At 55.8% G+C, this 20,859-nt stretch carries 18 protein-coding genes and 1 other annotated feature; of the genes, 7 read left to right on the top strand and 11 right to left on the bottom strand.

Going from position 1 to position 20,859, the window contains the following annotated elements:
- Nucleotides 1-131: 131 nt before the first annotated feature.
- The 9 genes from ADJ24_RS13240 to ADJ24_RS13200 form a co-directional block, all read right to left on the bottom strand.
- Complete coding sequence (locus tag ADJ24_RS13240) at nucleotides 132-1,436, bottom strand: inosine/guanosine kinase (RefSeq protein WP_023310611.1); 1,305 nt, start codon at nucleotides 1,434-1,436, stop codon at nucleotides 132-134.
- Nucleotides 1,437-1,498: 62 nt separating this feature from the next.
- Nucleotides 1,499-2,461: a ferrochelatase gene (hemH, locus tag ADJ24_RS13235; protein WP_023310610.1), complete on the bottom strand. Its 963-nt coding sequence runs from the start codon at nucleotides 2,459-2,461 to the stop codon at nucleotides 1,499-1,501.
- Between the two features lie 124 nt (nucleotides 2,462-2,585).
- Nucleotides 2,586-3,230 (bottom strand): adenylate kinase, encoded by a 645-nt coding sequence (gene adk, locus ADJ24_RS13230; RefSeq protein WP_006809841.1) that lies wholly within the window; start codon nucleotides 3,228-3,230, stop codon nucleotides 2,586-2,588.
- Nucleotides 3,231-3,424: 194 nt separating this feature from the next.
- Complete coding sequence (gene htpG / locus ADJ24_RS13225; protein WP_023310609.1) at nucleotides 3,425-5,299, bottom strand: molecular chaperone HtpG; 1,875 nt, start codon at nucleotides 5,297-5,299, stop codon at nucleotides 3,425-3,427.
- 110 nt (nucleotides 5,300-5,409) lie between these two features.
- Nucleotides 5,410-6,015, bottom strand: a complete 606-nt coding sequence (gene recR / locus ADJ24_RS13220; RefSeq protein WP_023310608.1) for a recombination mediator RecR — start codon at nucleotides 6,013-6,015, stop codon at nucleotides 5,410-5,412.
- Complete coding sequence (locus ADJ24_RS13215; RefSeq protein ID WP_003858972.1) at nucleotides 6,015-6,347, bottom strand: YbaB/EbfC family nucleoid-associated protein; 333 nt, start codon at nucleotides 6,345-6,347, stop codon at nucleotides 6,015-6,017. The genes recR and ADJ24_RS13215 overlap by 1 nt, the downstream gene beginning before the upstream one ends.
- Before the next feature lie 54 nt (nucleotides 6,348-6,401).
- Nucleotides 6,402-8,330, bottom strand: coding sequence for a DNA polymerase III subunit gamma/tau (gene dnaX / locus ADJ24_RS13210; RefSeq protein ID WP_023310607.1), 1,929 nt, complete (start codon nucleotides 8,328-8,330; stop codon nucleotides 6,402-6,404).
- Nucleotides 7,008-7,072: a sequence feature (DnaX frameshifting element), on the bottom strand. Its footprint overlaps the gene before it by 65 nt.
- A gap of 88 nt (nucleotides 8,331-8,418) precedes the next feature.
- Nucleotides 8,419-8,970 carry an adenine phosphoribosyltransferase gene (gene apt, locus ADJ24_RS13205; RefSeq protein ID WP_000127359.1) on the bottom strand — a complete coding sequence of 184 codons (552 nt, stop codon included), beginning with the start codon at nucleotides 8,968-8,970 and terminating at the stop codon, nucleotides 8,419-8,421.
- A 150-nt stretch (nucleotides 8,971-9,120) separates the two neighbouring features.
- Nucleotides 9,121-9,498 carry a DUF454 family protein gene (locus ADJ24_RS13200; protein ID WP_023310606.1) on the bottom strand — a complete coding sequence of 126 codons (378 nt, stop codon included), beginning with the start codon at nucleotides 9,496-9,498 and terminating at the stop codon, nucleotides 9,121-9,123.
- A 50-nt stretch (nucleotides 9,499-9,548) separates the two neighbouring features.
- Between ADJ24_RS13200 and priC the strand changes: the two genes are divergently transcribed.
- Together priC and rsmS are read left to right on the top strand one after the other, a co-directional pair.
- Entirely contained in the window at nucleotides 9,549-10,076 is a 528-nt protein-coding gene (priC, locus tag ADJ24_RS13195; protein ID WP_023310605.1) for a primosomal replication protein N'', read from the top strand.
- Between the two features lie 14 nt (nucleotides 10,077-10,090).
- Nucleotides 10,091-10,276 (top strand): pleiotropic regulatory protein RsmS, encoded by a 186-nt coding sequence (rsmS, locus tag ADJ24_RS13190; protein ID WP_023310604.1) that lies wholly within the window; start codon nucleotides 10,091-10,093, stop codon nucleotides 10,274-10,276.
- A gap of 4 nt (nucleotides 10,277-10,280) precedes the next feature.
- Here the strand turns inward: rsmS and mscK are convergent, their stop codons facing one another.
- Both mscK and acrR read right to left on the bottom strand, forming a co-directional pair.
- Entirely contained in the window at nucleotides 10,281-13,628 is a 3,348-nt protein-coding gene (mscK, locus tag ADJ24_RS13185; RefSeq protein ID WP_023310603.1) for a mechanosensitive channel MscK, read from the bottom strand.
- A gap of 113 nt (nucleotides 13,629-13,741) precedes the next feature.
- Complete coding sequence (acrR, locus tag ADJ24_RS13180) at nucleotides 13,742-14,395, bottom strand: multidrug efflux transporter transcriptional repressor AcrR (RefSeq protein WP_023310602.1); 654 nt, start codon at nucleotides 14,393-14,395, stop codon at nucleotides 13,742-13,744.
- A gap of 141 nt (nucleotides 14,396-14,536) precedes the next feature.
- On the opposite strand from acrR, the gene acrA reads away from it, so the two are divergent.
- The 5 genes from acrA (at nucleotide 14,537) to maa (ending at nucleotide 20,788) form a co-directional block, all read left to right on the top strand.
- Nucleotides 14,537-15,730: a multidrug efflux RND transporter periplasmic adaptor subunit AcrA gene (acrA, locus tag ADJ24_RS13175; protein ID WP_023310601.1), complete on the top strand. Its 1,194-nt coding sequence runs from the start codon at nucleotides 14,537-14,539 to the stop codon at nucleotides 15,728-15,730.
- Between the two features lie 22 nt (nucleotides 15,731-15,752).
- Complete coding sequence (acrB, locus tag ADJ24_RS13170) at nucleotides 15,753-18,899, top strand: multidrug efflux RND transporter permease subunit AcrB (protein ID WP_023310600.1); 3,147 nt, start codon at nucleotides 15,753-15,755, stop codon at nucleotides 18,897-18,899.
- 511 nt (nucleotides 18,900-19,410) lie between these two features.
- Nucleotides 19,411-19,785: an Hha toxicity modulator TomB gene (gene tomB / locus ADJ24_RS13165; protein WP_008499288.1), complete on the top strand. Its 375-nt coding sequence runs from the start codon at nucleotides 19,411-19,413 to the stop codon at nucleotides 19,783-19,785.
- Nucleotides 19,786-19,812: 27 nt separating this feature from the next.
- Entirely contained in the window at nucleotides 19,813-20,031 is a 219-nt protein-coding gene (locus ADJ24_RS13160) for an HHA domain-containing protein (protein ID WP_008499287.1), read from the top strand.
- Nucleotides 20,032-20,236: 205 nt separating this feature from the next.
- Nucleotides 20,237-20,788: a maltose O-acetyltransferase gene (maa, locus tag ADJ24_RS13155; protein WP_023310599.1), complete on the top strand. Its 552-nt coding sequence runs from the start codon at nucleotides 20,237-20,239 to the stop codon at nucleotides 20,786-20,788.
- The last annotated feature ends 71 nt before the right edge of the window (nucleotides 20,789-20,859 follow it).

The raw sequence follows: 20,859 nt of genomic DNA, 5'->3' as shown, positions 1-20,859 counted from the left end.
ACACTAAAAACGGCAACCACAGGTTGCCGTTTTGCTTTTACCTTGTGCGGCCTGATGCCCTCACCCAGGCCCTCTCGCTCGGGGAGAGGGAACAAACACTAAAAACGGCAACCAGGGTTACCGTTTTGCTTTTATCTGTCCCAGTAGGCCTCTTCGAGGCTGTCTTCCCGTTCCGGCAGCCCACGCGTTAAGCGCGGAGAGTGCTGGTTCAGTACCTGATAGCTCACGCGGTTGGCATATTTACACACCTGCGCCAGCGAGGAATAGGTCAGCCAGCTGAACTTGTGCTTGCTGGAGTTCGGCACGTTGGTTTTATGGTAGGCGTTAGCGGTGATGTCGTGCAGCAGCGCGGCCAGCGCGCCGTCGCCCGCACCGTTGGTGTTCATGATCTTCTCCGGTCCGCCCATGTATGGCGCGATATGAGAGTAGATACGCAGCGGATTCAGGCAATCTTTGTAGCGCATGCCGCGGCTGAACTCGTACTGGTTGAACTCGGCAATCGCACCGGGCAGCAGCGGGTGCTGGGTTTTGCGCTTGCTCTCTTCTTCCGTGAAGCCCGCCATGTACAGCCCAACCGGGCCGGCGGTGCAGAGCACCAGATCCACCCAGTCCAGCGCTTTGTCAGACGCCAGCAGCGGATCGCTTTCGCCGGTCAGCGCTTCGGCCTCTTCTTCGTTCATCGCCAGAATCGAGACGTGCTCTTTCAGGAACGCCTGCCACCACTCCGGGTTATCGGCGATAACAAATTTCGTGCCCAGCGTCAGAACGACAGGCACGTTGTATTTCTTCGCGTACTCGATCGCCTTCATGGTCGCTTCCGGCATCGGCTCGCCCGGCTTACAGCGCACCAGGTAGGAGGTCAGCACCAGCGCCGAGGCGCCCGCAATCACCTCTTCCGGAATACTCTCGGCGCGCAGCTTGTTCATATGACCCGGGCTGATGGCAAAAGTACGCTCGCCGGAATCGCTAATCAGCGTAAAGCAGCGGCCAATAGGCCCGTCGACGCCCTGAAGGTAGTTCAGATCGGTACGGCTGGAGGTGTTGCAGAGATAGCGGTAGGCATAGCCACCGATTTCAATATTGCTGCACATCACGCCGAGCAGCACCGAGCGGTCGTCGGCCAGCACGGAGTAGTTGTGCATGGTATTGCCGATGGTGCCACCGGCGAACTGATGGGTAATCAGGTTTTCGCGCACCAGCTCCTGGTACAGCGCTTCGGCAACGTCGTCCTCAATCACCAGCGAGTGACCGGCGCTCAGACCGTAACGGGCGACAAACGCATCATCCACTTTCGCTTCAATGTCCACCAGCGTCTGATCGATACCGACGACCCATGCCGCGCTGGTTTCGTTTTCAGGCTGGATTTGCTGCAGGAGCGGATCGCGGGCATCGACGGGGAAGTAGTGTTTGGATTTGCGTTTACCGGGAAATTTCATGGTCTGAACTGTACGAAGAATATGGGCCGGGAATGGTAGCACAAACCCGGCCCGGAGTGCGATCAGCGGCTGTTCGTTACCAGCGAGACCATCATGTCGATATGCTCAGGCGAGTCGTTAAGCGCCGGAATGTACTCGTACTTTTCGCCGCCAGCCTCAAGGAAAAATTCCCGGTTTTGCACCGCGATCTCCTCCAGCGTTTCCAGACAGTCAGCCGAGAAGCCCGGCGACATCACCTGAATGTGCTTCACGCCCTTCTCACCCAGCATTTTGAGGGTTTCATCGGTGTACGGCGTCAGCCACGGCTCGCGGCCGAAACGCGACTGGAAGGTCATCATCACCTTCTCCGGCGGCAGGCCAAGGGCGGAGACCAGCTCGCGCGTGGTATCGCGGCAGCGCTGCGGATAATCATCCCCTTCATTGGCGAAACGCTGCGGGATCCCGTGATAGGAAAGGAGCAGCAGATCCGGCTCGCCGTGCTTTTCAAACGACGCGCGCGCGCTGTTGGCAAGCGCCTTGATGTAGAGATCGTTATCCGCATAGTCGCGAATAAAGGTCACGCCCGGAATGCGGCGGCGGGTCGCCAGAATGCGGGCCAGCTCGTCCCAGACGGCGGCCACCGTCGAGCAGGAGTATTGCGGGTAGAGCGCCAGCACGACGATATGGTCCACGCCCTGCGCCAGCAGTGATTCCACCGCGCTTTGCAGGGACGGTTTTCCGTAGCTCATGCCGAGCGCGACGGGCATATCCGGCAGGCGGGCGGCCAGCGCTTTTTCCTGGCGACGGCTGTAAACCATCAGCGGCGAGCCCTCTTCCATCCAGACGGACTGATAGAGTTTGGCGACGCGCGGAGAACGAATCGGCAGAATGACGCCACGCAGCAGCGGCCACCACAGCAGTCTCGGGAAATCCACGACGCGCGTGTCGCTTAAAAATTGTCGCAGGTAGCGTTTTACCGCGTCTGATGTAGGTGCTTCTGGAGTGCCCAGATTGGCAAGCAGGATGCCGGTTTTCGCCTGACTCATTCACGCCTCTTAACCATTTGATAGGTTGTCAATTGTAGCGGAAATGCGTTTAAACGAAACCCATTGCTGTAATAGGTAAGATGAGAATATTTCTCACCCGGGAGCCCGGGTGAGAGGCGCGCGATTAGCCGAGGATTTTTTCCAGCTCTGCACGTACGTCAGCCACGGCTTTGGTGCCGTCAACTTTGGCGTATTTGGTGTTACCCGCCTGCGCTTCTTTGGTGTAGTAGCCGATCAGCGGCGCGGTCATCTGATGGTATTCCACCAGGCGTTTACGCACGGTCTCTTCCTGATCGTCTTTACGGGTGGTCAGCTCTTCGCCGGTCACGTCGTCTTTGCCTTCAACCTTAGGTGGGTTGAATTTGATGTGGTAAACGCGGCCAGAAGCAGCGTGTACGCGACGGCCAACGATACGGTCAACGATCAGCTCGTCCGGCACGTCGAACTCCAGAACGTAGTCCACGTTGATGCCCGCTTCTTTCATGGCGTCAGCCTGAGGAATGGTGCGCGGGAAGCCGTCCAGCAGGAAACCGTTACGGCAATCTTCCTGAGCAATGCGCTCTTTGACCAGAGCAATAACCAGCTCGTCGGTCACCAGCTTGCCTGCGTCCATGATGTCTTTCGCTTGTTTACCCAGCTCGGAGCCAGATTTTACAGCGGCGCGCAGCATGTCACCGGTGGAGATTTGCGGAATACCGTATTTCTCCATGATGAACTGAGCCTGAGTTCCTTTACCCGCGCCCGGAGCGCCAAGCAGAATAATACGCATTGCGAAAATCCCCTCAAAAGTCGTTTCAATTTTTCAAAAGCGCTAAACAATACCACCAGAACGGGCATCGCTCAAGGAAGGCGGGAAGGCTGAAACGGTTAACGAGGGGAGATTATTTGGGTTAGTGTGGTCTGGTGCCCTCACCCCGGCCCTCTCCCACGGGAGAGGGAGAAGGCCAGGGGAGGCGTGCTCAATTACGCCAGCAGCAGCGCATTCACACGTTTAATGAACAGGTTAGGATCTTCCAGCGTGCCGCGCTCGGCCAGCAGGGACTGATCCAGCAGCAGTTCAACCCACTCGGCAAAGCGGGCGTCGTCCTGGGTATCCGCCGCGCGTTTCACCAGAGGATGATCCGGATTAAGCTCAAAGATATATTTCACTTCCGGTACCGCCTGGCCCGCCGCAGCGAACAGCTTCGCCATCTGAGTACTCATTTCGTCGGCATCGGTGGTGACAATCGCCGGAGTGTCGGTCAGACGGTGCGTGAAGCGCACCTCTTTCACGCGCTCGCCCAGCAGGGTTTTCACGCGCTCAACGAACGGCTCCAGCGCCTTCTCGGCTTCTTTCGCGCTTTCGTCCACTTCATCCGCCAGCTTGTCGATGGATTCGTCGGCTTTGGCTACGGACTGGAACGCCTTACCGTCGAACTCGGTCAGGTAGTTCATCATCCACTCGTCGATGCGGTCAGAAAGCAGCAGCACTTCGATGCCTTTCTTACGCAGCAGCTCCAGGTGCGGGCTGCTCTTCGCCGCCGCGTAGCTGTCGGCGGTGATGTAGTAGATCTTCTCCTGCCCTTCTTTCATGCGGGAGACGTACTCTTCCAGCGACACGGTCTGCGCGGAGGAGTCGGTGTGCGTAGAGGCGAAGCGCAGCAGTTTGGCGATGGTTTCAACGTTCGCGGTGTCTTCTGCCGGGCCTTCTTTCAGCACCAGGCCGAACTGTTTCCAGAAGGTCTGATATTTTTCAGCATCGTCTTTCGCCAGTTTTTCCAGCATCTGCAGAGCACGTTTGGTCAGGGCGTTGCGCAGGTTACGGGTGACGGTGCTGTCCTGCAGAATTTCACGCGAAACGTTCAGCGGCAGATCGTTGGAATCTATCAGACCGCGCACAAAGCGCAGGTAGTTCGGCATGAACTGCTCGGCGTCGTCCATGATGAACACGCGCTGCACGTACAGCTTCAGGCCATGCTTGTGATCGCGGTTCCACATGTCCCACGGTGCCTGTGCCGGAATGTACAGCAGGCTGGTGTACTCCTGCTTACCTTCCACGCGGTTGTGGCTCCAGGTCAGCGGGTCGGTAAAGTCGTGGGCGATGTGCTTGTAGAACTCGTTGTATTCGTCGTCTTTAATTTCAGACTTGTTGCGCGTCCACAGCGCCTGCGCCTTGTTGATTTTCTCCCAGGAAACCACGGTTTCACCGTCTTTCTCTTCCTGTTTTTCAATCTCAACCGGCAGCGCGATGTGATCGGAGTATTTGCTGATGATGGAGCGCACGCGCCAGTCATTCAGGAAATCGTCTTCCCCTTCGCGCAGGTGCAGGGTGATTTCGGTCCCGCGATCCGCCTTGGTGATGTCATCAACGGTGTACTCGCCTTCCCCTTTGGATTCCCACAGGACGCCGTTCTCGGCGCTGTCGCCCGCCGCGCGGGTGCGGACGGTGACTTTGTCCGCCACGATGAATGCCGAGTAGAAACCGACGCCGAACTGGCCGATCAGCTGGCTATCTTTCGCCTGGTCAGAGCCCATGGACTCGAGGAACGCCTTAGTGCCGGATTTCGCGATGGTCCCGAGGTGGTCGATCACCTCGTCGCGGTTCATCCCGATGCCGTTATCGGCGATGGTCAGGGTGCGGTTCTCTTTATTAAACGAGACGCGCACGCGCAGCTCGCCGTCGCCTTCGTACAGATCCGGGTTAGACAGCGCGCGGAAGCGCAGCTTGTCCGCCGCATCCGAAGCGTTGGAAATCAGCTCACGCAGGAAAATTTCTTTGTTGGAATACAGGGAATGGATCATCAGGTGCAGAAGCTGTTTTACTTCTGACTGGAAACCACGGGTTTCTTGTCCTTTCATCTATGTCGACCTCAACAATGCCATTTAATGGGGTTTTAAAACGTTGAGTGAGAGATGGGGATAGGGGGGGAAATTTTCAAGCGGAGGCCGCGCGTGCAGCCTCCGTTTGGTCAGAAAATAATCTTGTGACGTCCGGCCAGAGAGTGCGACAGCGTGGTGCCGTCCACCATCTCCAGCTCGCCGCCGACCGGCACGCCGTGGGCGATGCGGCTGGCGTCAACGCCATACTGCGAGCACAGCTCGGCGATGTAGTTGGCGGTTGCCTCCCCTTCCACCGTGGGGTTGGTGGCGAGGATCACCTCTTTGATCGTTTCGGACTCAAGACGCTGTTCAAGGCGGTCAAGACCGATATCGTCCGGGCCAATACCGTCCAGCGGGGAGAGATGCCCCATCAGCACGAAATAGCGCCCGGAAAACTGCCCGGTTTGTTCGATGGCGTAGATGTCCGCCGGACTCTCCACCACGCAAATCTGGCCGTTTTCCTGACGACGCGGGTTCGTACAGATGTTACACACCTCCTGCTCGGTAAAAGTGCGGCAATCCGCACAGTGACCAATTTCTGACATGGCACGGGTTAAAGCCTGCGCCAGGCGCATCCCGCCGCTGCGGTCGCGCTGCAATAGCGTAAACGCCATGCGCTGCGCCGACTTCGGGCCAACGCCCGGCAGGCAGCGCAGTGCTTCCATTAACTGCGTGAGCAGCGGACTGGTTTGCATCAGAATGGCATCTTGAAGCCAGGCGGCAGCTGCATACCGCTGGAAACAGAGGCCATTTTCTCTTTCTGAGTTTCGTCGATACGGCGAGCGGCATCGTTAAACGCGGCTGCAACCAGATCTTCAAGCATCTCTTTGTCGTCTTCGAGCAGGCTCGGGTCGATTTCCACGCGACGGCAGTTGTGCGCACCGTTGATGGTCACTTTGACCAGACCGGCGCCGGACTCACCCGTGACTTCCAGCTGAGCGATCTCTTCCTGCATCTTCTGCATTTTTTCCTGCATCTGCTGAGCCTGCTTCATCAGGCCACCCAGACCGCCTTTTCCACCAAACATAGGCTTCTCTCTTCTTTCACGTTTAAGGATTACAACCGTAAGTCAGACTCACGATCAAATGGGGCGAATACTCTCTTCATCCAGATCGGCGTCGAAGAACCGGCGCAGGGTCTGAATGTTGTTATCCGCAATAATCGCCTCGCGCGCCTGCGCGAGCTTTTCTTCATAAATGGCCTGGCGCCACTCGAGCGGCGTTTTCACTGCCGGATTATCATCTTCAATGATAGTCAATTCAACCGGTGCGCCCTGTAATGCGGTGAGCGCCTCCGCCAGCGCCTTTTGCGCGCCAGGGGAATTGAGGTGCCGCTGACCCGGACGCAGGTGCAAACGCACCTGATTGCCGTCCTGCTCTTTCCAGGCATTCAGCGCGACCTGCTCGACCAGCTTCGGCAGCTGGAGTTTGCTGACCTCGGCGGCCCAGGCGTCGCGCGCAATGGACTCTTCGGCAAGCTTCGCGGAAAGCTCCGGCGTTTTCTCATGCTCCAGCGCCTTTTTCAGCGCTTTCGGCGTGGCGACCTCTTCCTTCACCGTTTCAGTGATGGTGGTTGCCTTCCAGCGGTAAGCCTCTTCTTTCACCGGGGCTTTCTGCTCGAGCGCGGACGGTGCAGGACGCGACTGTACGCGCTCCGTTACCGAGGCCAGACGTTCAAGCGCGGCGTTGTTCACCGGCCGCGCTCTTCCTGGCGCTGCCGGTTCACTCTTTTTTGGTTTGGTTACTCCCTGCGCACGCTGCAGCTGGCTGCGTGCGGCAAGCACCGAACTGGTGGCATCCGACAGCGGAACGTTCTGCTGTGGCGGCGGCGTCGGCTGCGGCGGCACCTGCTGCGGCGACATCACCGCCGTAGGGGCGACCGGCGCGAAAGACTGCCGCGGCGCTTCCGGCTCCGGCAATGGCATGCGAGGATGGAACGCCAGCGCGCGCAGCAGCGTCATTTCAACGCCCATCCGTGGATCCGGCGCGAAAGGTAGCTCTTTCCGACCAATCAGCAGCGTCTGGTAATACAGCTGCACGTCGGCAGGCGGCACGGTGCGGGCAAGCTCACGCATCCGCTGTTCAATAGCGGCCATATCCGCACCGATGGCGGACGGAGAAAGCTGCAGCATCGCCACGCGGTGCAGCAGGCTGAGCATCTCAACCAGCAGCCCTTCCCATTCGATACCCCGGGCAGCGGCGGCATTCACCTGCGACATCACGCGTTCGCCGTTGGCGGCGATCATCGCTTCGATAAGCGACAGCGCCTGATCGTCATCCAGCGTGCCGAGCATGGTGCTGACCGCCTCGGTGGAGAGCTTGCCGTCACCGCTGGCAATCGCCTGGTCGGTCAGGCTGAGCGCATCACGCAGGCTGCCGTCCGCCGCGCGGGCCAGCAGCTGCAGGGCGCGCGGTTCGTGGACAATTTTCTCTTCATCAAGAATGTGCTCAAGCTGCGCGCGGATCTGCTCAACGTCCAGCGCCTTCAGGTGGAACTGCAGGCAGCGCGACAGGATGGTGACAGGCAGCTTTTGCGGATCGGTGGTCGCCAGCAGGAACTTCACGTGCGCGGGCGGCTCTTCCAGCGTTTTCAGCAGGGCGTTAAAGCTGTGGCGCGACAGCATGTGCACTTCATCGATCAGGTAGACCTTGAAGCGGCCGCGCGCCGGGGCGTACTGCACGTTATCGAGCAGATCGCGGGTATCTTCCACTTTGGTGCGCGAGGCGGCGTCGATCTCGATCAGATCGACAAAACGCCCCTGCTCGATCTCGCGGCAGTTATCACACACGCCGCACGGCGTGGCGGTGATCCCGGTTTCGCAGTTGAGACCTTTTGCCAGCAAACGGGCAATAGAGGTCTTACCGACGCCGCGGGTGCCGGAAAAAAGATAGGCGTGATGGATGCGACCTAGCGACAAGCCGTTCGCCAGGGCCGTCAGCACATGTTCCTGACCGACAACGTCAGCAAAGGTTTGTGGTCGCCATTTACGGGCTAACACCTGATAACTCATGGGCAGGCTCTGCAACGCTGGAAGGTGAATTTATGGAGGGGAATGCTATCACAACCTCACCCATTGAGCGAGGTTGTGAAAACCGGGATTAATGACCCGGGAAAGGCACCAGGCTGTAGCTGGTGATGCCCTGTTTTTCCAGGCGCTGTTCACCGCCGAGATCGAACAGGTTGATGATGAAGGCCGCGTCGGTCACTTCCCCACCCAGACGGCGGATCAGCTTCACGGTCGCTTCAATGGTGCCGCCGGTCGCCAGCAGATCGTCGACCACCAGCACCTTGTCGCCAGGCTTGATCGCATCAACGTGGATCTCCAGCTGATCGGTGCCGTACTCCAGCTCATAGCTCTCAGCAATGGTTTCACGCGGCAGTTTGCGCGGCTTACGCACCGGCACAAAACCCACGCCCATCGCCAGCGCAACCGGTGCGCCAAACAGGAAGCCACGGGCTTCGGTACCTACTACTTTGGTGATCCCGGCGTTTTTATAACGCTCGACCAGCAGTTCAATGCTGAGCGCGTACGCTTTCGGGTCTTCCAGCAAGCTGGTGACATCACGGAAAAGAATGCCAGGCTTTGGATAGTCCTGGATGCTTTTGATGCTGTTTTTCAGATATTCAAGCTGCTGTGCAGTTGCGGTCATCGGTTTTGCCTAAATGAAACAGTGTTACTCACAGCGCGCAACGAGTCGGCCAAGGCAACAATTGTTTAACCTTTGACCAGGCGCACCTGTGCTCGAAAACGGTCGAATTTACTGGCTGTGCGCAATAATTGCAACAGTCATGATAAGGCTTCAGTGCTTTTGTTGCTTTTCATCAACCACGGGGATCCGCCACATGAAGATAAGCAGGCAGGAGAGGATCGCCAGCAGAAGAATACGTACCCACATCATTTTCACCAGCCATAATGAAATAGCGAAGGTGATGAGGATCATCACGATCGCGCGGGGCTTCGCGCCGGGCGGCATGGCCCGGTGTTTTTGCCAGTGCCGCAGATAGCCGCCAAACCACGAGCGATAGAGCAGCCAGTGGTGAAAACGCGGCGACGAGCGGGCGAAGCACCAGGCCGCCAGCAGGATAAACGGCGTGGTCGGCAGCAAGGGTAAAAACACGCCCAGCGTGCCAAGCACTACCGCGAGCCAGCCAATGATGATTAAAATAGTACGCTTCATAATGCGAATCGTTATCAAACTGAACGGCTACTTTACCACTGGAGAGCGCCTTGAAAACAGCACTGCTTCTTGAGAGGCTGCAAAATCAGCTCGTTGCTCTGCGGAAGCAGGCTACACCGCTGATGGGCCACGCCACGCTGAAACCGCGCTTTGACCGGCAGCTTTTTCGTACCCGCAGCACCGTCATTCAGGATTATCTGGCAGAAACGCAGACCAACCTCGACGAGCTTCGCCATGCGGTTGAGAGTGAACAGCAGGAGCAGGTGGCGTGGCTTGCGGAGCATCTCACAGAGCAGATCACCGCTCTGCATCGCGAAATCGCCGCCTGGCCGCTGCGCGCCTGGGACAGCGCCTCGCCGGGGCTCGGTAAATGGCAGCGCAAGCGGCTGGAGAATCAGGAGTTTGAGCGCCGGCTGTTTGAGATGAAGCGCGAGCGCGAGACGCGGCTGAACAACAGCGAAACGCTGGAAGAGCAGCAGCTATTGATGCGCGAGATTAGCGCGCTGGAAGGACGCATCGTCCGCTGCCGTCAGGCGCTGGATGAGATTGAGCGCGTCATTGAACGTTTGACCCGTTAACAGGAGCCACACCCATGTCGCTGGAAAATGCACCCGATGAGGTCAAGCTGGCCGTCGATTTGATTATGCTGCTGGAGAATCATGAGATCCCCGCCGAAACGGTGCTTAAGGCGCTGGAGATTGTACGGCGGGATTTTGAAGCAAAGGTGAAGGCCTGTTGCCCTCACCCTAACCCTCTCCCACAGGGAGAGGGGAAATAATAGATTACGCCGGAGTCGGATCGTCACCCTTAATGTCGCGCTTCACTTCCGTATGCTCATCACCTTTCTCGTTGCGCAGGTGAACCTCAAGCTGGTTGAAGGCGATATTAATATCGTTTTCACGACACAGACGATCGATAGAGCGGTTAAGTTCATCCACCGTATAGCTGCGGTCGCGCAGCTCGCGCACGTATAAACGCAGCTCGTGATCCAGCGTGCTCGGCCCAAAGGTGGTGAAGAAGACCGCCGGAGCCGGATCGTGCATTACTTTCGGATGTTCTGACGCCGCCTTCAGCAGCACCTCTTTCACCTTCTCCAGATCCGATCCATAGGCTACGCCCAGGCGGATCACCACGCGCGTCACCGTATCGGAGAGCGACCAGTTGATCAGGCGCTCGGTCACGAACGCTTTGTTCGGGATGATCACCTCTTTGCGATCGAAGTCGGTGATGGTGGTGGCGCGAATACGGATCTTGCTGACCGTTCCCGAGAACGTGCCGATGGTGACGGTATCGCCGATTCGTACCGGACGTTCGAACAGGATGATCAGGCCGGACACGAAGTTACCGAAGATCTCCTGCAGTCCAAAACCAAGACCGACCGAGAGGGCCGCCGCCAGCCACTGCAGTTTATCCCACGAGACGCCAAGCGAGCCAAAGACCGTCATCGCCCCGACAATAATGATCACGTAGTTGAGGATCGTGGTAATGGCGTAGGACGCCCCCTGACGAAGATTCAGACGTGACAGGAGCAGCACTTCAAGCAGGCCTGGCAGGTTGCGAATCAGCGCCCAGGCCACCACCGACGACACCAGCGCAAACAGCAGGCTGCCCATGGTCACGCTTTTCATGACCGCAGCGCCCGCTTCGGTACCGTTGTATTGCCAGAGGGTAATACTGTCGAGATAGGCGAAAACGGTAATAAGATCTGACCAGATAGCCCAGAACATAACCGCAAACAGGGCGATCATTACCAGCATGGTGATGCGCAGCGTCTGCTGGTTAACCTGCTCCAGGGCGATGGTCGGCTCTTCCTGCGGCTCCGCGCCTTCGGCCCCTTCTTTCACCTGATGCTGACGACGCGCGATAGCACGGCGATAGGCGATACGGCGAGCCGCCACGCTCAGGCCGCGCAGCACGGTCTGATAGAGCAGGTTCCAGACGATCACCAGATAGACCGTTTCAATCCAGCGCCCGGACAGGCGCAGCGTGGTATAGAAGTAGCCCGTTGCCGTCAGCACCATCAGCGCCAGCGGAATGATCGCCAGCACCGTTACGGTGGCCAGGCGAATATTGTGGGACTCTTTATCACGCCAGCTGTCGCGGCACATCGGCCACATCAGGATCGCAATCAGCAGCAGGTTCAGCAGGATGACCAGCTGGCCCAGCACGTCATCCATCAGGTGCAGCGGAGAAAGCTCAGAGACAACCGACCAGAAGTGCAGCGGCAGGAGCGCCAGGCTAATGCGCACAATCTGACGACGCCAGTGGCTGGTCAGCTGCGCTGGCATGTTGAAATGACGCACCGCCACGCCGTCTTTTTCCAGCACCTTCCAGCACACGCCAAACACCAGCCAGAACAGCGCCAGTTTTTTACTAAACGCCCACAGCAGGTCGCTGACGTTGAGCTGCATGGTGAGCAGAATCAGGCCCACAGCCAGAATAATCAGGCACACCGGCAGGGCGCGGATGAGATCGATGAGAATCGCTTTTGGCGTATGGAGCTGGCTATCGTTGCGCAGCTGCCCCACTTCGGAGGCCAGCTTCGCCTGGTATTTTTTCAGCCAGCCCAGACGCCAGCGGATCAGACCGGCAATCAGCAGCAGCGGTAAACCGGCCAGGAAAGCAATCATGACCGCAGGCCAGGCTTTCTCCCAGTTTACGGTGATCTTCATGCTCTTAATCTGCGTTTTCAGCGTCTCCGGGAAGGATTTGACCCAGTCCCAGTCCATCGGTTTATTGCTGTTTACCCAGAAAATCTGCTGGGTCAGGATCTCCTGCAGACTTTTCGAGACGCTCACCAGCTGCTGCTGGTTGATTTGCAGGTTAATGGCCATCATCAGCTGGTTGCCCAGCTGTTTGTTGAGCTGGTCCAGCAGCTCGCGACGCATATCGACGACCTGGAGCAGCGCGTCGTGCACTTCCGGGTTCACGTCGCTGGAATGCCCCTCTTCAATTTTGGCGACAAAGGCATCGCTCTGGAAAAGGGCATCGCGCTGCTGGTTAACGTCAAACTGTTCCAGACGTAAATCCGCAATGCGGTTGGTCATGTCTTCCAGCTCATCGGCGGACGGGAGGGTCTGCTGCTGCTGGTAGAGAATACGCGACAGCAGGAGGCTGCCCTTCAGGACCGCAATCTGCTCTTTGATGTTGCGCTCAGCCTGCAGCGCGCGATCCAGCCAGTTCTTCACTTTGATATTTTGCTGAACCAGCGAGTTGCCGTTTTCCGTCGCCAGTATCAGGCGCTGGCTAAGCTGGTGGTTAGCCTCGAGCTCCTGTTTCACCAGCGGATTCGCCTGAATGCGGGCGGTTTCGTCAGGCGATACGGCCTCCTGGGCGGTTTTTTCCGTCAGGGTCAGGCGTTTGCTGTTTACCGCCTCCTGCAACAGCTGAAGCTGGTGTTCCAGGCGATTAATGTTCGCGGTGACGTAATCACGCTGTTTCTGAAGCGTGTCCTGCAGCACCGTATTCCCTTCCAGGCTTTTACGCTGCTGTTCGATTTGCGCATTGAGCAAGGTCTGCTGAACCAGCAGCAGGGTTTGCTGCGTCGGGCGCAGCGTACCTTCGCCTACCGTCGTGCCGTTCAGACGGTTGCGGATCTGCTGCAGCTGCTGAGACGCGGCGTACATCGCGTTTTGCACGCGCTCGGGCTGGGTCTGCAAAGAAACAAGCTGGCTGTTATACGTTGCAAGATCCGACTGCGCGGTTTGCAGGTCGTCGAGCAGTTGTGCGACGCGGGACTCCAGCTGGCGTAAGGAGAGCGTCGAGAGCGTCTTGCGCGTCTCGTCGTCGTTATCCACATCGCTGAGAGCATTCAGCGCTTCGGTGGCCTTACGCATATTTTCAGGGGCCTGCGCCACCTTCTGGCGAAGCTGGACGGTTTCCGCTTTGATGCGTTCAATTTTATCCAGCGTTTCCAGCGTTTCCGTCAGATCCTGCTGGACGAGTTTCTCCTGAGGGGAGAGATCTTTTTGTTTGTTCAGCGTGTCGAGCTGCGACTGAACATCGCCGCGCGAGGGAATATCGTTGCTGTTATCGGCGCGGGCCCAGGTCAGCGGCGCCGTAGCGAAGAAAAACAGCATCGCAAAGAGCAATGCAAAAACAGGATGTTGCGAGCGGTTGATGGGCAGCATAGTTGTGAATGATGTCAGAAGATGACCGAAAATAGTCCGGCGTGAAGAATATCACGCTCGCTGAAAGCAGAATAGCGCGAACGTTATCCTCTGAGATAAATCCTGGAAAGGGATCAGGCCGTTAGCGAAGGCGCGTCGCTGCGCAGCGTGGGGCAGAGCTGTAGCATTTCCAGTAAAATCGCCACGTAGCTGCGGGCTTCCTCTTTGAGATCAAAGGATTGCGGCGCGAAAAGCCAGTTTTCCATCAGACCTGAAATGTAGCTGCGCATCAGGATTGCCGCCCGTCGGGTCAAGAGATTGGCCGGTAACAGTTTTGCCTGCATACAGAGGTTAAGATTCTGTTCAATACGATCATAGCTCTCCAGGCTAAGGCTGCGTTGCGCCTGCTGCACCACCGCCATCTCGCCCACAAACTCGCATTTATGAAAAATAATCTCCATCATTAATCTGCGACGTTCTTCAACTACCGTTGCTTCAAGGATATATACTAATATTTCTCTCAATACTGAGAGTGGATCGTCAGGGAATTTTGCCCGATACTCACTCTCGAGATCGCTAATGCTGGACTCTGAAAGCTCCCAGATTTCACTGAACAGATCTGACTTATCTTTAAAATGCCAGTAAATCGCTCCTCGCGTCACACCGGCAGCCTGAGCAATCTGCGCCAGCGAGGTGGATGAAACACCCTGCTGCGAGAACAAACGTATTGCCACATCCAGAATGTGTTGTCGGGTTTCCAGCGCTTGTTGTTTAGTTTTTCGTGCCATAGGTGGGTGAATTTACAGGAGTCAGATTTACATACATTTGTGAATGTATGTACCATAGCATGACGATAATATAAACGCAGCAATGGGTTTTTAGACTCAGGACCCTTGATCAATTTGAAATCGGACACTCGAGGTTTACATATGAACAAAAACAGAGGGTTAACGCCTCTGGCGGTCGTTCTGATGCTCTCAGGCAGCTTAGCGCTAACAGGATGTGACGACAAACCAGCTCAACAAGGAGCTCAGCAGGCGCCAGAAGTAGGCGTCGTGACGCTCAAATCTGAACCTCTACAAATCACCACCGAATTACCAGGCCGTACCAATGCTTACCGCATTGCGGAAGTGCGTCCTCAGGTTAGCGGCATTATCCTGAAGCGTAACTTCACCGAAGGCGGTGATGTGAAGGCCGGTGAGTCTCTGTATCAGATTGATCCAGCAACCTATCAGGCCTCTTATGAAAGTGCGAAAGGCGACCTGGCGAAAGCACAAGCCGCGGCCAAAATTGCTCAGCTGACGTTGAACCGTTACCAAAAACTGCTCGGTACTAAGTACATCAGCCAACAGGATTACGATACTGCCCTGGCGGATGCACAGCAGGCTAACGCAGCCGTGGTGGCAGCCAAAGCGGCCGTCGAAACCGCGCGCATTAACCTGGCCTATACCAAAGTGACCTCCCCTATTAGTGGTCGTATTGGTAAATCTTCCGTCACGGAAGGGGCACTGGTGCAAAACGGGCAAACTACTGCGCTGGCAACCGTGCAGCAGCTCGATCCGATCTACGTTGACGTGACGCAGTCCAGCAACGATTTCCTGCGCCTGAAACAGGAGCTGGCAAACGGCACCCTGAAACAGGAAAACGGCAAAGCCAAAGTGGAGCTGATTACCAACGACGGTATTAAGTTCCCGCAGGAAGGTACCCTGGAATTCTCTGACGTGACGGTAGACCAGACTACCGGTTCCATCACCTTACGTGCGATTTTCCCGAACCCTGACAAAAATCTGCTGCCAGGTATGTTCGTTCGCGCGCGTCTGGAAGAAGGAACGAATCCAACCGCACTTCTGGTTCCACAGCAGGGTGTCACCCGTACGCCACGCGGCGATGCGAGCGCGCTGGTTGTTGGGGCTGACGACAAAGTCGAAACGCGCAATATCACCGCCACCCAGGCGATTGGCGATAAATGGCTGGTGACGGAAGGTCTGAAAGATGGCGATCGCGTGATTGTTACTGGTTTGCAAAAAGTTCGTCCTGGCGCGCAGGTTAAAGCACAGGAAGTGAAATCTGACGATAAACAACAAGCTTCGGCCGCTGGCCAGTCAGAACAAACCAAGTCTTAACTTAAACAGGAGCCGTTAAGACATGCCTAATTTCTTTATCGATCGCCCCATATTTGCGTGGGTGATCGCCATTATCATCATGCTGGCCGGGGGACTTGCGATCCTGAAGCTGCCTGTCGCGCAATATCCAACGATTGCGCCACCGGCGGTGACAATTTCCGCAACCTACCCGGGGGCTGATGCGAAAACGGTGCAGGACACCGTTACCCAGGTTATCGAACAGAACATGAACGGTATCGATAACCTGATGTACATGTCCTCAAACAGTGACTCCACCGGTACGGTTCAGATCACCCTGACCTTCCAGTCAGGTACGGATGCTGACATTGCGCAGGTTCAGGTGCAGAACAAACTGCAGCTGGCGATGCCTTTACTGCCGCAGGAAGTACAACAGCAGGGTGTGAGCGTCGAGAAATCGTCCAGTAGCTTCCTGATGGTTGTCGGCGTTATCAACACCAACGGCACCATGACGCAGGAAGATATTTCTGACTACGTGGGCGCCAACATGAAGGACGCCATCAGCCGTACTTCCGGTGTGGGTGACGTGCAGCTGTTCGGTTCCCAGTACGCGATGCGTATCTGGATGGATCCGAACAAGCTGAACAACTTCCAGCTTACACCGGTTGACGTGATCAGCGCGATTAAAGCGCAGAACGCCCAGGTGGCGGCCGGTCAGTTAGGCGGTACACCGCCGGTGAAAGGCCAGCAGCTTAACGCCTCGATCATCGCGCAGACCCGTCTGACCTCAGCCGATGAGTTCAGCAAAATTCTGCTGAAAGTGAATCAGGACGGTTCGCAGGTTCGCCTGCGTGACGTGGCAAAAGTTGAGCTGGGCGGTGAGAACTACGACATCATCGCGAAGTACAACGGCAAGCCGGCTTCCGGTCTGGGTATCAAACTGGCGACAGGCGCTAACGCCCTGGACACCGCCACGGCGATCCGCGCAGAGCTGAAGAGAATGGAACCGTTCTTCCCGTCAGGTCTGAAAATCGTTTACCCGTACGACACCACGCCGTTCGTCAAAATCTCGATTCATGAAGTGGTTAAGACGCTGATCGAAGCCATCATCCTGGTATTCCTGGTGATGTACCTGTTCCTGCAAAACTTCCGCGCGACGCTTATCCCAACGATTGCCGTGCCGGTTGTTCTGCTCGGGACCTTTGCGATCCTGTCGATATTTGGCTACTCGATAAACACCCTGACGATGTTCGGGATGGTGCTCGCCATCGGCCTGCTGGTGGATGACGCCATCGTCGTGGTCGAGAACGTCGAGCGTGTGATGGCAGAGGAAGGTCTGCCGCCGAAGGAAGCTACCCGTAAATCCATGGGTCAGATCCAGGGCGCGCTGGTCGGTATCGCGATGGTGCTGTCTGCGGTATTTATCCCGATGGCCTTCTTCGGAGGCTCTACCGGTGCGATTTACCGTCAGTTCTCCATTACCATCGTTTCCGCGATGGCCCTGTCGGTACTGGTGGCGTTGATCCTGACGCCAGCCCTGTGTGCCACCATGCTGAAGCCGATTCAGAAAGGCGGTCACGGCGAGCATAAAGGCTTCTTCGGCTGGTTTAACCGCATGTTTGACAAGAGCACGCACCACTACACCGACAGCGTGGGCAACATCCTGCGCAGCACCGGTCGTTACCTGCTGCTCTATATCATCATCGTGGTGGGCATGGCCTACCTGTTTGTTCGTCTGCCAAGCTCCTTCCTGCCGGACGAAGATCAGGGCGTGTTCCTGAGTATGGCTCAGCTTCCGGCGGGTGCGTCGCAAGAGCGTACCCAGAAAGTGCTGGATGAGATGACCGATTACTACCTCACCAAAGAGAAAGCCAACGTTGAATCCGTGTTTGCGGTTAACGGCTTTGGCTTTGCGGGTCGCGGTCAGAACACCGGTATTGCCTTCGTCTCTCTGAAGGACTGGTCTGAACGTCCGGGCAAAGAGAACAAGGTTGAAGCCATCACCGGCCGTGCAATGGGCACCTTCTCGCAGATTAAAGATGCGATGGTATTCGCCTTTAACCTGCCAGCGATTGTTGAACTGGGTACCGCAACCGGCTTCGACTTCCAGCTGATCGACCAGGGCGGTCTGGGTCACGAAAAACTGACGCAGGCGCGTAACCAGCTGTTTGGTGAAGTCGCTAAACACCCTGACCTGCTGGTCGGCGTGCGTCCAAACGGCCTGGAAGATACGCCACAGTACAAAATCGATATCGACCAGGAGAAAGCCCAGGCGCTGGGCGTGTCCATCAGTGATATCAATACCACGCTGGGCGCAGCCTGGGGCGGTAGCTACGTTAACGACTTCATCGACCGCGGTCGTGTGAAGAAAGTGTACGTGATGTCAGAGGCGCAGTACCGTATGTTGCCGAACGATATCAACAGCTGGTTCGTGCGCGGCAGCAATGGTCAGATGGTACCGTTCTCGGCGTTCTCAACCTCACGCTGGGAATACGGTTCACCGCGTCTGGAACGCTATAACGGTCTGCCATCGATGGAGATCCTGGGTCAGGCAGCTCCGGGCCGAAGCACCGGTGAAGCCATGAACCTTATGGAAGAACTGGCAAGCAAGCTGCCTGCGGGTATCGGCTACGACTGGACCGGTATGTCCTATCAGGAACGTCTGTCCGGTAACCAGGCCCCTGCTCTGTACGCCATTTCACTGATTGTGGTCTTCCTGTGTCTGGCGGCACTGTACGAGAGCTGGTCGATTCCGTTCTCCGTTATGCTGGTAGTTCCACTCGGGGTTATCGGTGCGCTGCTTGCGGCAACGTTCCGTGGACTGACCAACGACGTTTACTTCCAGGTAGGCCTGCTGACAACCATTGGCTTGTCGGCGAAGAACGCGATACTTATCGTTGAATTCGCCAAAGATCTGATGGAGAAAGAAGGCAAAGGCCTTATTGAGGCGACGCTTGAGGCGGTTCGTATGCGTCTGCGCCCAATCCTGATGACGTCGCTGGCGTTTATCCTCGGCGTACTGCCGCTGGTTATCAGCTCCGGTGCGGGTTCCGGCGCGCAGAATGCGGTAGGTACAGGCGTTATGGGTGGGATGATCACCGCGACCGTACTGGCTATCTTCTTCGTACCGGTGTTCTTCGTGGTGGTTCGCCGCCGCTTCAGCCGTAAAAATGAAGATATTGAGCACAGTCATTCGGTAGAACCTCACTGATACCGGTTCCACATGATAAAAAGGCCGCATTAGCGGCCTTTTTCATTTTCAGAAAAAATCATAAATTACGCTTATTGTGGCTCTATTTATTTTCTGCCATCTTAAATAGACATATCATAATTAACTGATACCTTAATCGGTGAATTCAGGATTTTTTTAATTTCATTTCCCCGCTTAAGGTATTAGGAATATTCCTAATAAGAAGTTCTTACAAAGATAAGTCTGAATCTGAACTTTTCTTATCATTTTTGCTAAGCTGATGAAACGTAAGGAAGCGATAAAACCCCGTCGTTAATTTGGATAAAAACGTTGAGTCCAGGGTGACCATTTGCGTACACGCTCCCAGCCTGCGGTTTTTATTTGTAATTTTTCGTAATAGCGCGGTGAAATCCAGGAAGGAGTGGCTTATAGTTAGGTTATCAGGAACACAGCACTCATGTAGCTAAGTCAGTTGTATCCATCCCGACAATGATGTTCGGTGAGTAAGAAATCACTCAGAAGGGGATGCGCTATGGACGAGTACTCGCCAAAAAGGCATGATATCGCGCAGTTGAAATTTCTCTGCGAATCCTTGTACCATGACTGCCTTGCCAATCTTGATGAAAGCAACCATGGCTGGGTAAACGACCCAACGTCTGCCATCAATTTACAGTTGAATGAGCTGATAGAGCATATCGCAACCTTCGCACTTAATTATAAAATTAAGTACAATGAAGATAATAAGCTCATTGAGCAAATTGATGAATACCTGGACGACACCTTTATGTTGTTCAGCAGTTACGGCATTAACGCTCAGGATTTGCAAAAATGGCGTAAATCGGGAAATCGGCTATTCCGCTGTTTCGTCAACGTGAGCAGAGCTAACCCGGTGAGTCTTTCCTGTTAAAATTATTACAATTACTAAGGTGAATTTATGTCTGATAAACCACTCACAAAAATCGATTATTTGATGCGCTTACGACGTTGTCAGTCAATTGACACGCTCGAGCGCGTCATTGAAAAGAATAAATACGAGCTTTCTGATAATGAACTGGCGGTATTTTATTCAGCCGCTGACCATCGTCTTGCTGAACTGACAATGAATAAGCTGTATGACAAAATCCCTACTTCTGTGTGGAAATTTGTCCGTTAATCTTTGAAGGGTGTCTGTAGAGTTCTACGCCTCGTTCTGAGTATTTACCTGTCCCGTTATGCTCCCTGTGCGTAAGCCAGGTCTCCGTATAAAACGTGTTCATCAGCAGCAATGTTGTGACGACAGTCACAACGGCTTTTCGGGAACGTTCCCCTTCTGGCCTGTTCCGATTACCCTGCGGTAATAACATCCAGAGAGGTTTCCAATGAGCTTAGAAAAACAAAAAATGATTGCCGGTGAACATTACCGCCCCGGCGATGAGACGTTACGGGCTGACCGACTGCGGGCCCGCCATCTGGTTTACCGCTATAACCACACCGCGCCTGATGAAAAAACAGAACGACAGAACATTCTGGCGGAACTTCTGGGACAAAGCGCAGGAGCTTATATTGAGCCGAGCTTCCGCTGCGACTACGGATATAACATTTATCTGGGCAAAAACTTTTATGCAAACTTCGACTGCGTGATGCTGGATGTCTGCCCTGTTCATATTGGCGATAACTGCATGCTCGCGCCGGGTGTTCATATTTATACGGCTACCCATCCCCTGGACGCGGAAGAACGAAACAGCGGCGTGGAATTTGGAAAACCTGTCAATATTGGCAATAACGTCTGGATTGGTGGCCGGGCGGTCATTAACCCTGGCGTCACCATTGGTGATAATGTGGTCGTGGCCTCCGGCGCCGTCGTGACGAAAGACGTCCCGGCTAACGTCGTCGTTGGCGGCAACCCGGCAAAAATCATCAAAACGCTGTGAGGTTGCGGGGAGTCAACTGTTATAGTCTTTTAGCGCCAGACTGTTACTTTTTTCAGCCTGATGGCTCCCCT

Origin of the sequence: Enterobacter sp. 940_PEND, from assembly GCF_001059415.1 — a bacterium.
GTDB classification, from domain to species: Bacteria; Pseudomonadota; Gammaproteobacteria; order Enterobacterales; family Enterobacteriaceae; genus Enterobacter; species Enterobacter cloacae_M.
Note: the sequence above shows the minus strand (reverse complement) of the source record. Positions and strands in the feature narration are given on the sequence as shown.

Coding starts and splice junctions, on each gene's coding strand:
- ADJ24_RS13240 (WP_023310611.1), bottom strand. CDS start 1,436: ATGAAATTTCCCGGTAAACGCAAATCCAAACACTACTTCCCCGTCGAT.
- hemH (WP_023310610.1), bottom strand. CDS start 2,461: ATGAGTCAGGCGAAAACCGGCATCCTGCTTGCCAATCTGGGCACTCCA.
- adk (WP_006809841.1), bottom strand. CDS start 3,230: ATGCGTATTATTCTGCTTGGCGCTCCGGGCGCGGGTAAAGGAACTCAG.
- htpG (WP_023310609.1), bottom strand. CDS start 5,299: ATGAAAGGACAAGAAACCCGTGGTTTCCAGTCAGAAGTAAAACAGCTT.
- recR (WP_023310608.1), bottom strand. CDS start 6,015: ATGCAAACCAGTCCGCTGCTCACGCAGTTAATGGAAGCACTGCGCTGC.
- ADJ24_RS13215 (WP_003858972.1), bottom strand. CDS start 6,347: ATGTTTGGTGGAAAAGGCGGTCTGGGTGGCCTGATGAAGCAGGCTCAG.
- dnaX (WP_023310607.1), bottom strand. CDS start 8,330: ATGAGTTATCAGGTGTTAGCCCGTAAATGGCGACCACAAACCTTTGCT.
- apt (WP_000127359.1), bottom strand. CDS start 8,970: ATGACCGCAACTGCACAGCAGCTTGAATATCTGAAAAACAGCATCAAA.
- ADJ24_RS13200 (WP_023310606.1), bottom strand. CDS start 9,498: ATGAAGCGTACTATTTTAATCATCATTGGCTGGCTCGCGGTAGTGCTT.
- rsmS (WP_023310604.1), top strand. CDS start 10,091: ATGTCGCTGGAAAATGCACCCGATGAGGTCAAGCTGGCCGTCGATTTG.
- mscK (WP_023310603.1), bottom strand. CDS start 13,628: ATGCTGCCCATCAACCGCTCGCAACATCCTGTTTTTGCATTGCTCTTT.
- acrR (WP_023310602.1), bottom strand. CDS start 14,395: ATGGCACGAAAAACTAAACAACAAGCGCTGGAAACCCGACAACACATT.
- acrA (WP_023310601.1), top strand. CDS start 14,537: ATGAACAAAAACAGAGGGTTAACGCCTCTGGCGGTCGTTCTGATGCTC.
- acrB (WP_023310600.1), top strand. CDS start 15,753: ATGCCTAATTTCTTTATCGATCGCCCCATATTTGCGTGGGTGATCGCC.
- tomB (WP_008499288.1), top strand. CDS start 19,411: ATGGACGAGTACTCGCCAAAAAGGCATGATATCGCGCAGTTGAAATTT.
- ADJ24_RS13160 (WP_008499287.1), top strand. CDS start 19,813: ATGTCTGATAAACCACTCACAAAAATCGATTATTTGATGCGCTTACGA.
- maa (WP_023310599.1), top strand. CDS start 20,237: ATGAGCTTAGAAAAACAAAAAATGATTGCCGGTGAACATTACCGCCCC.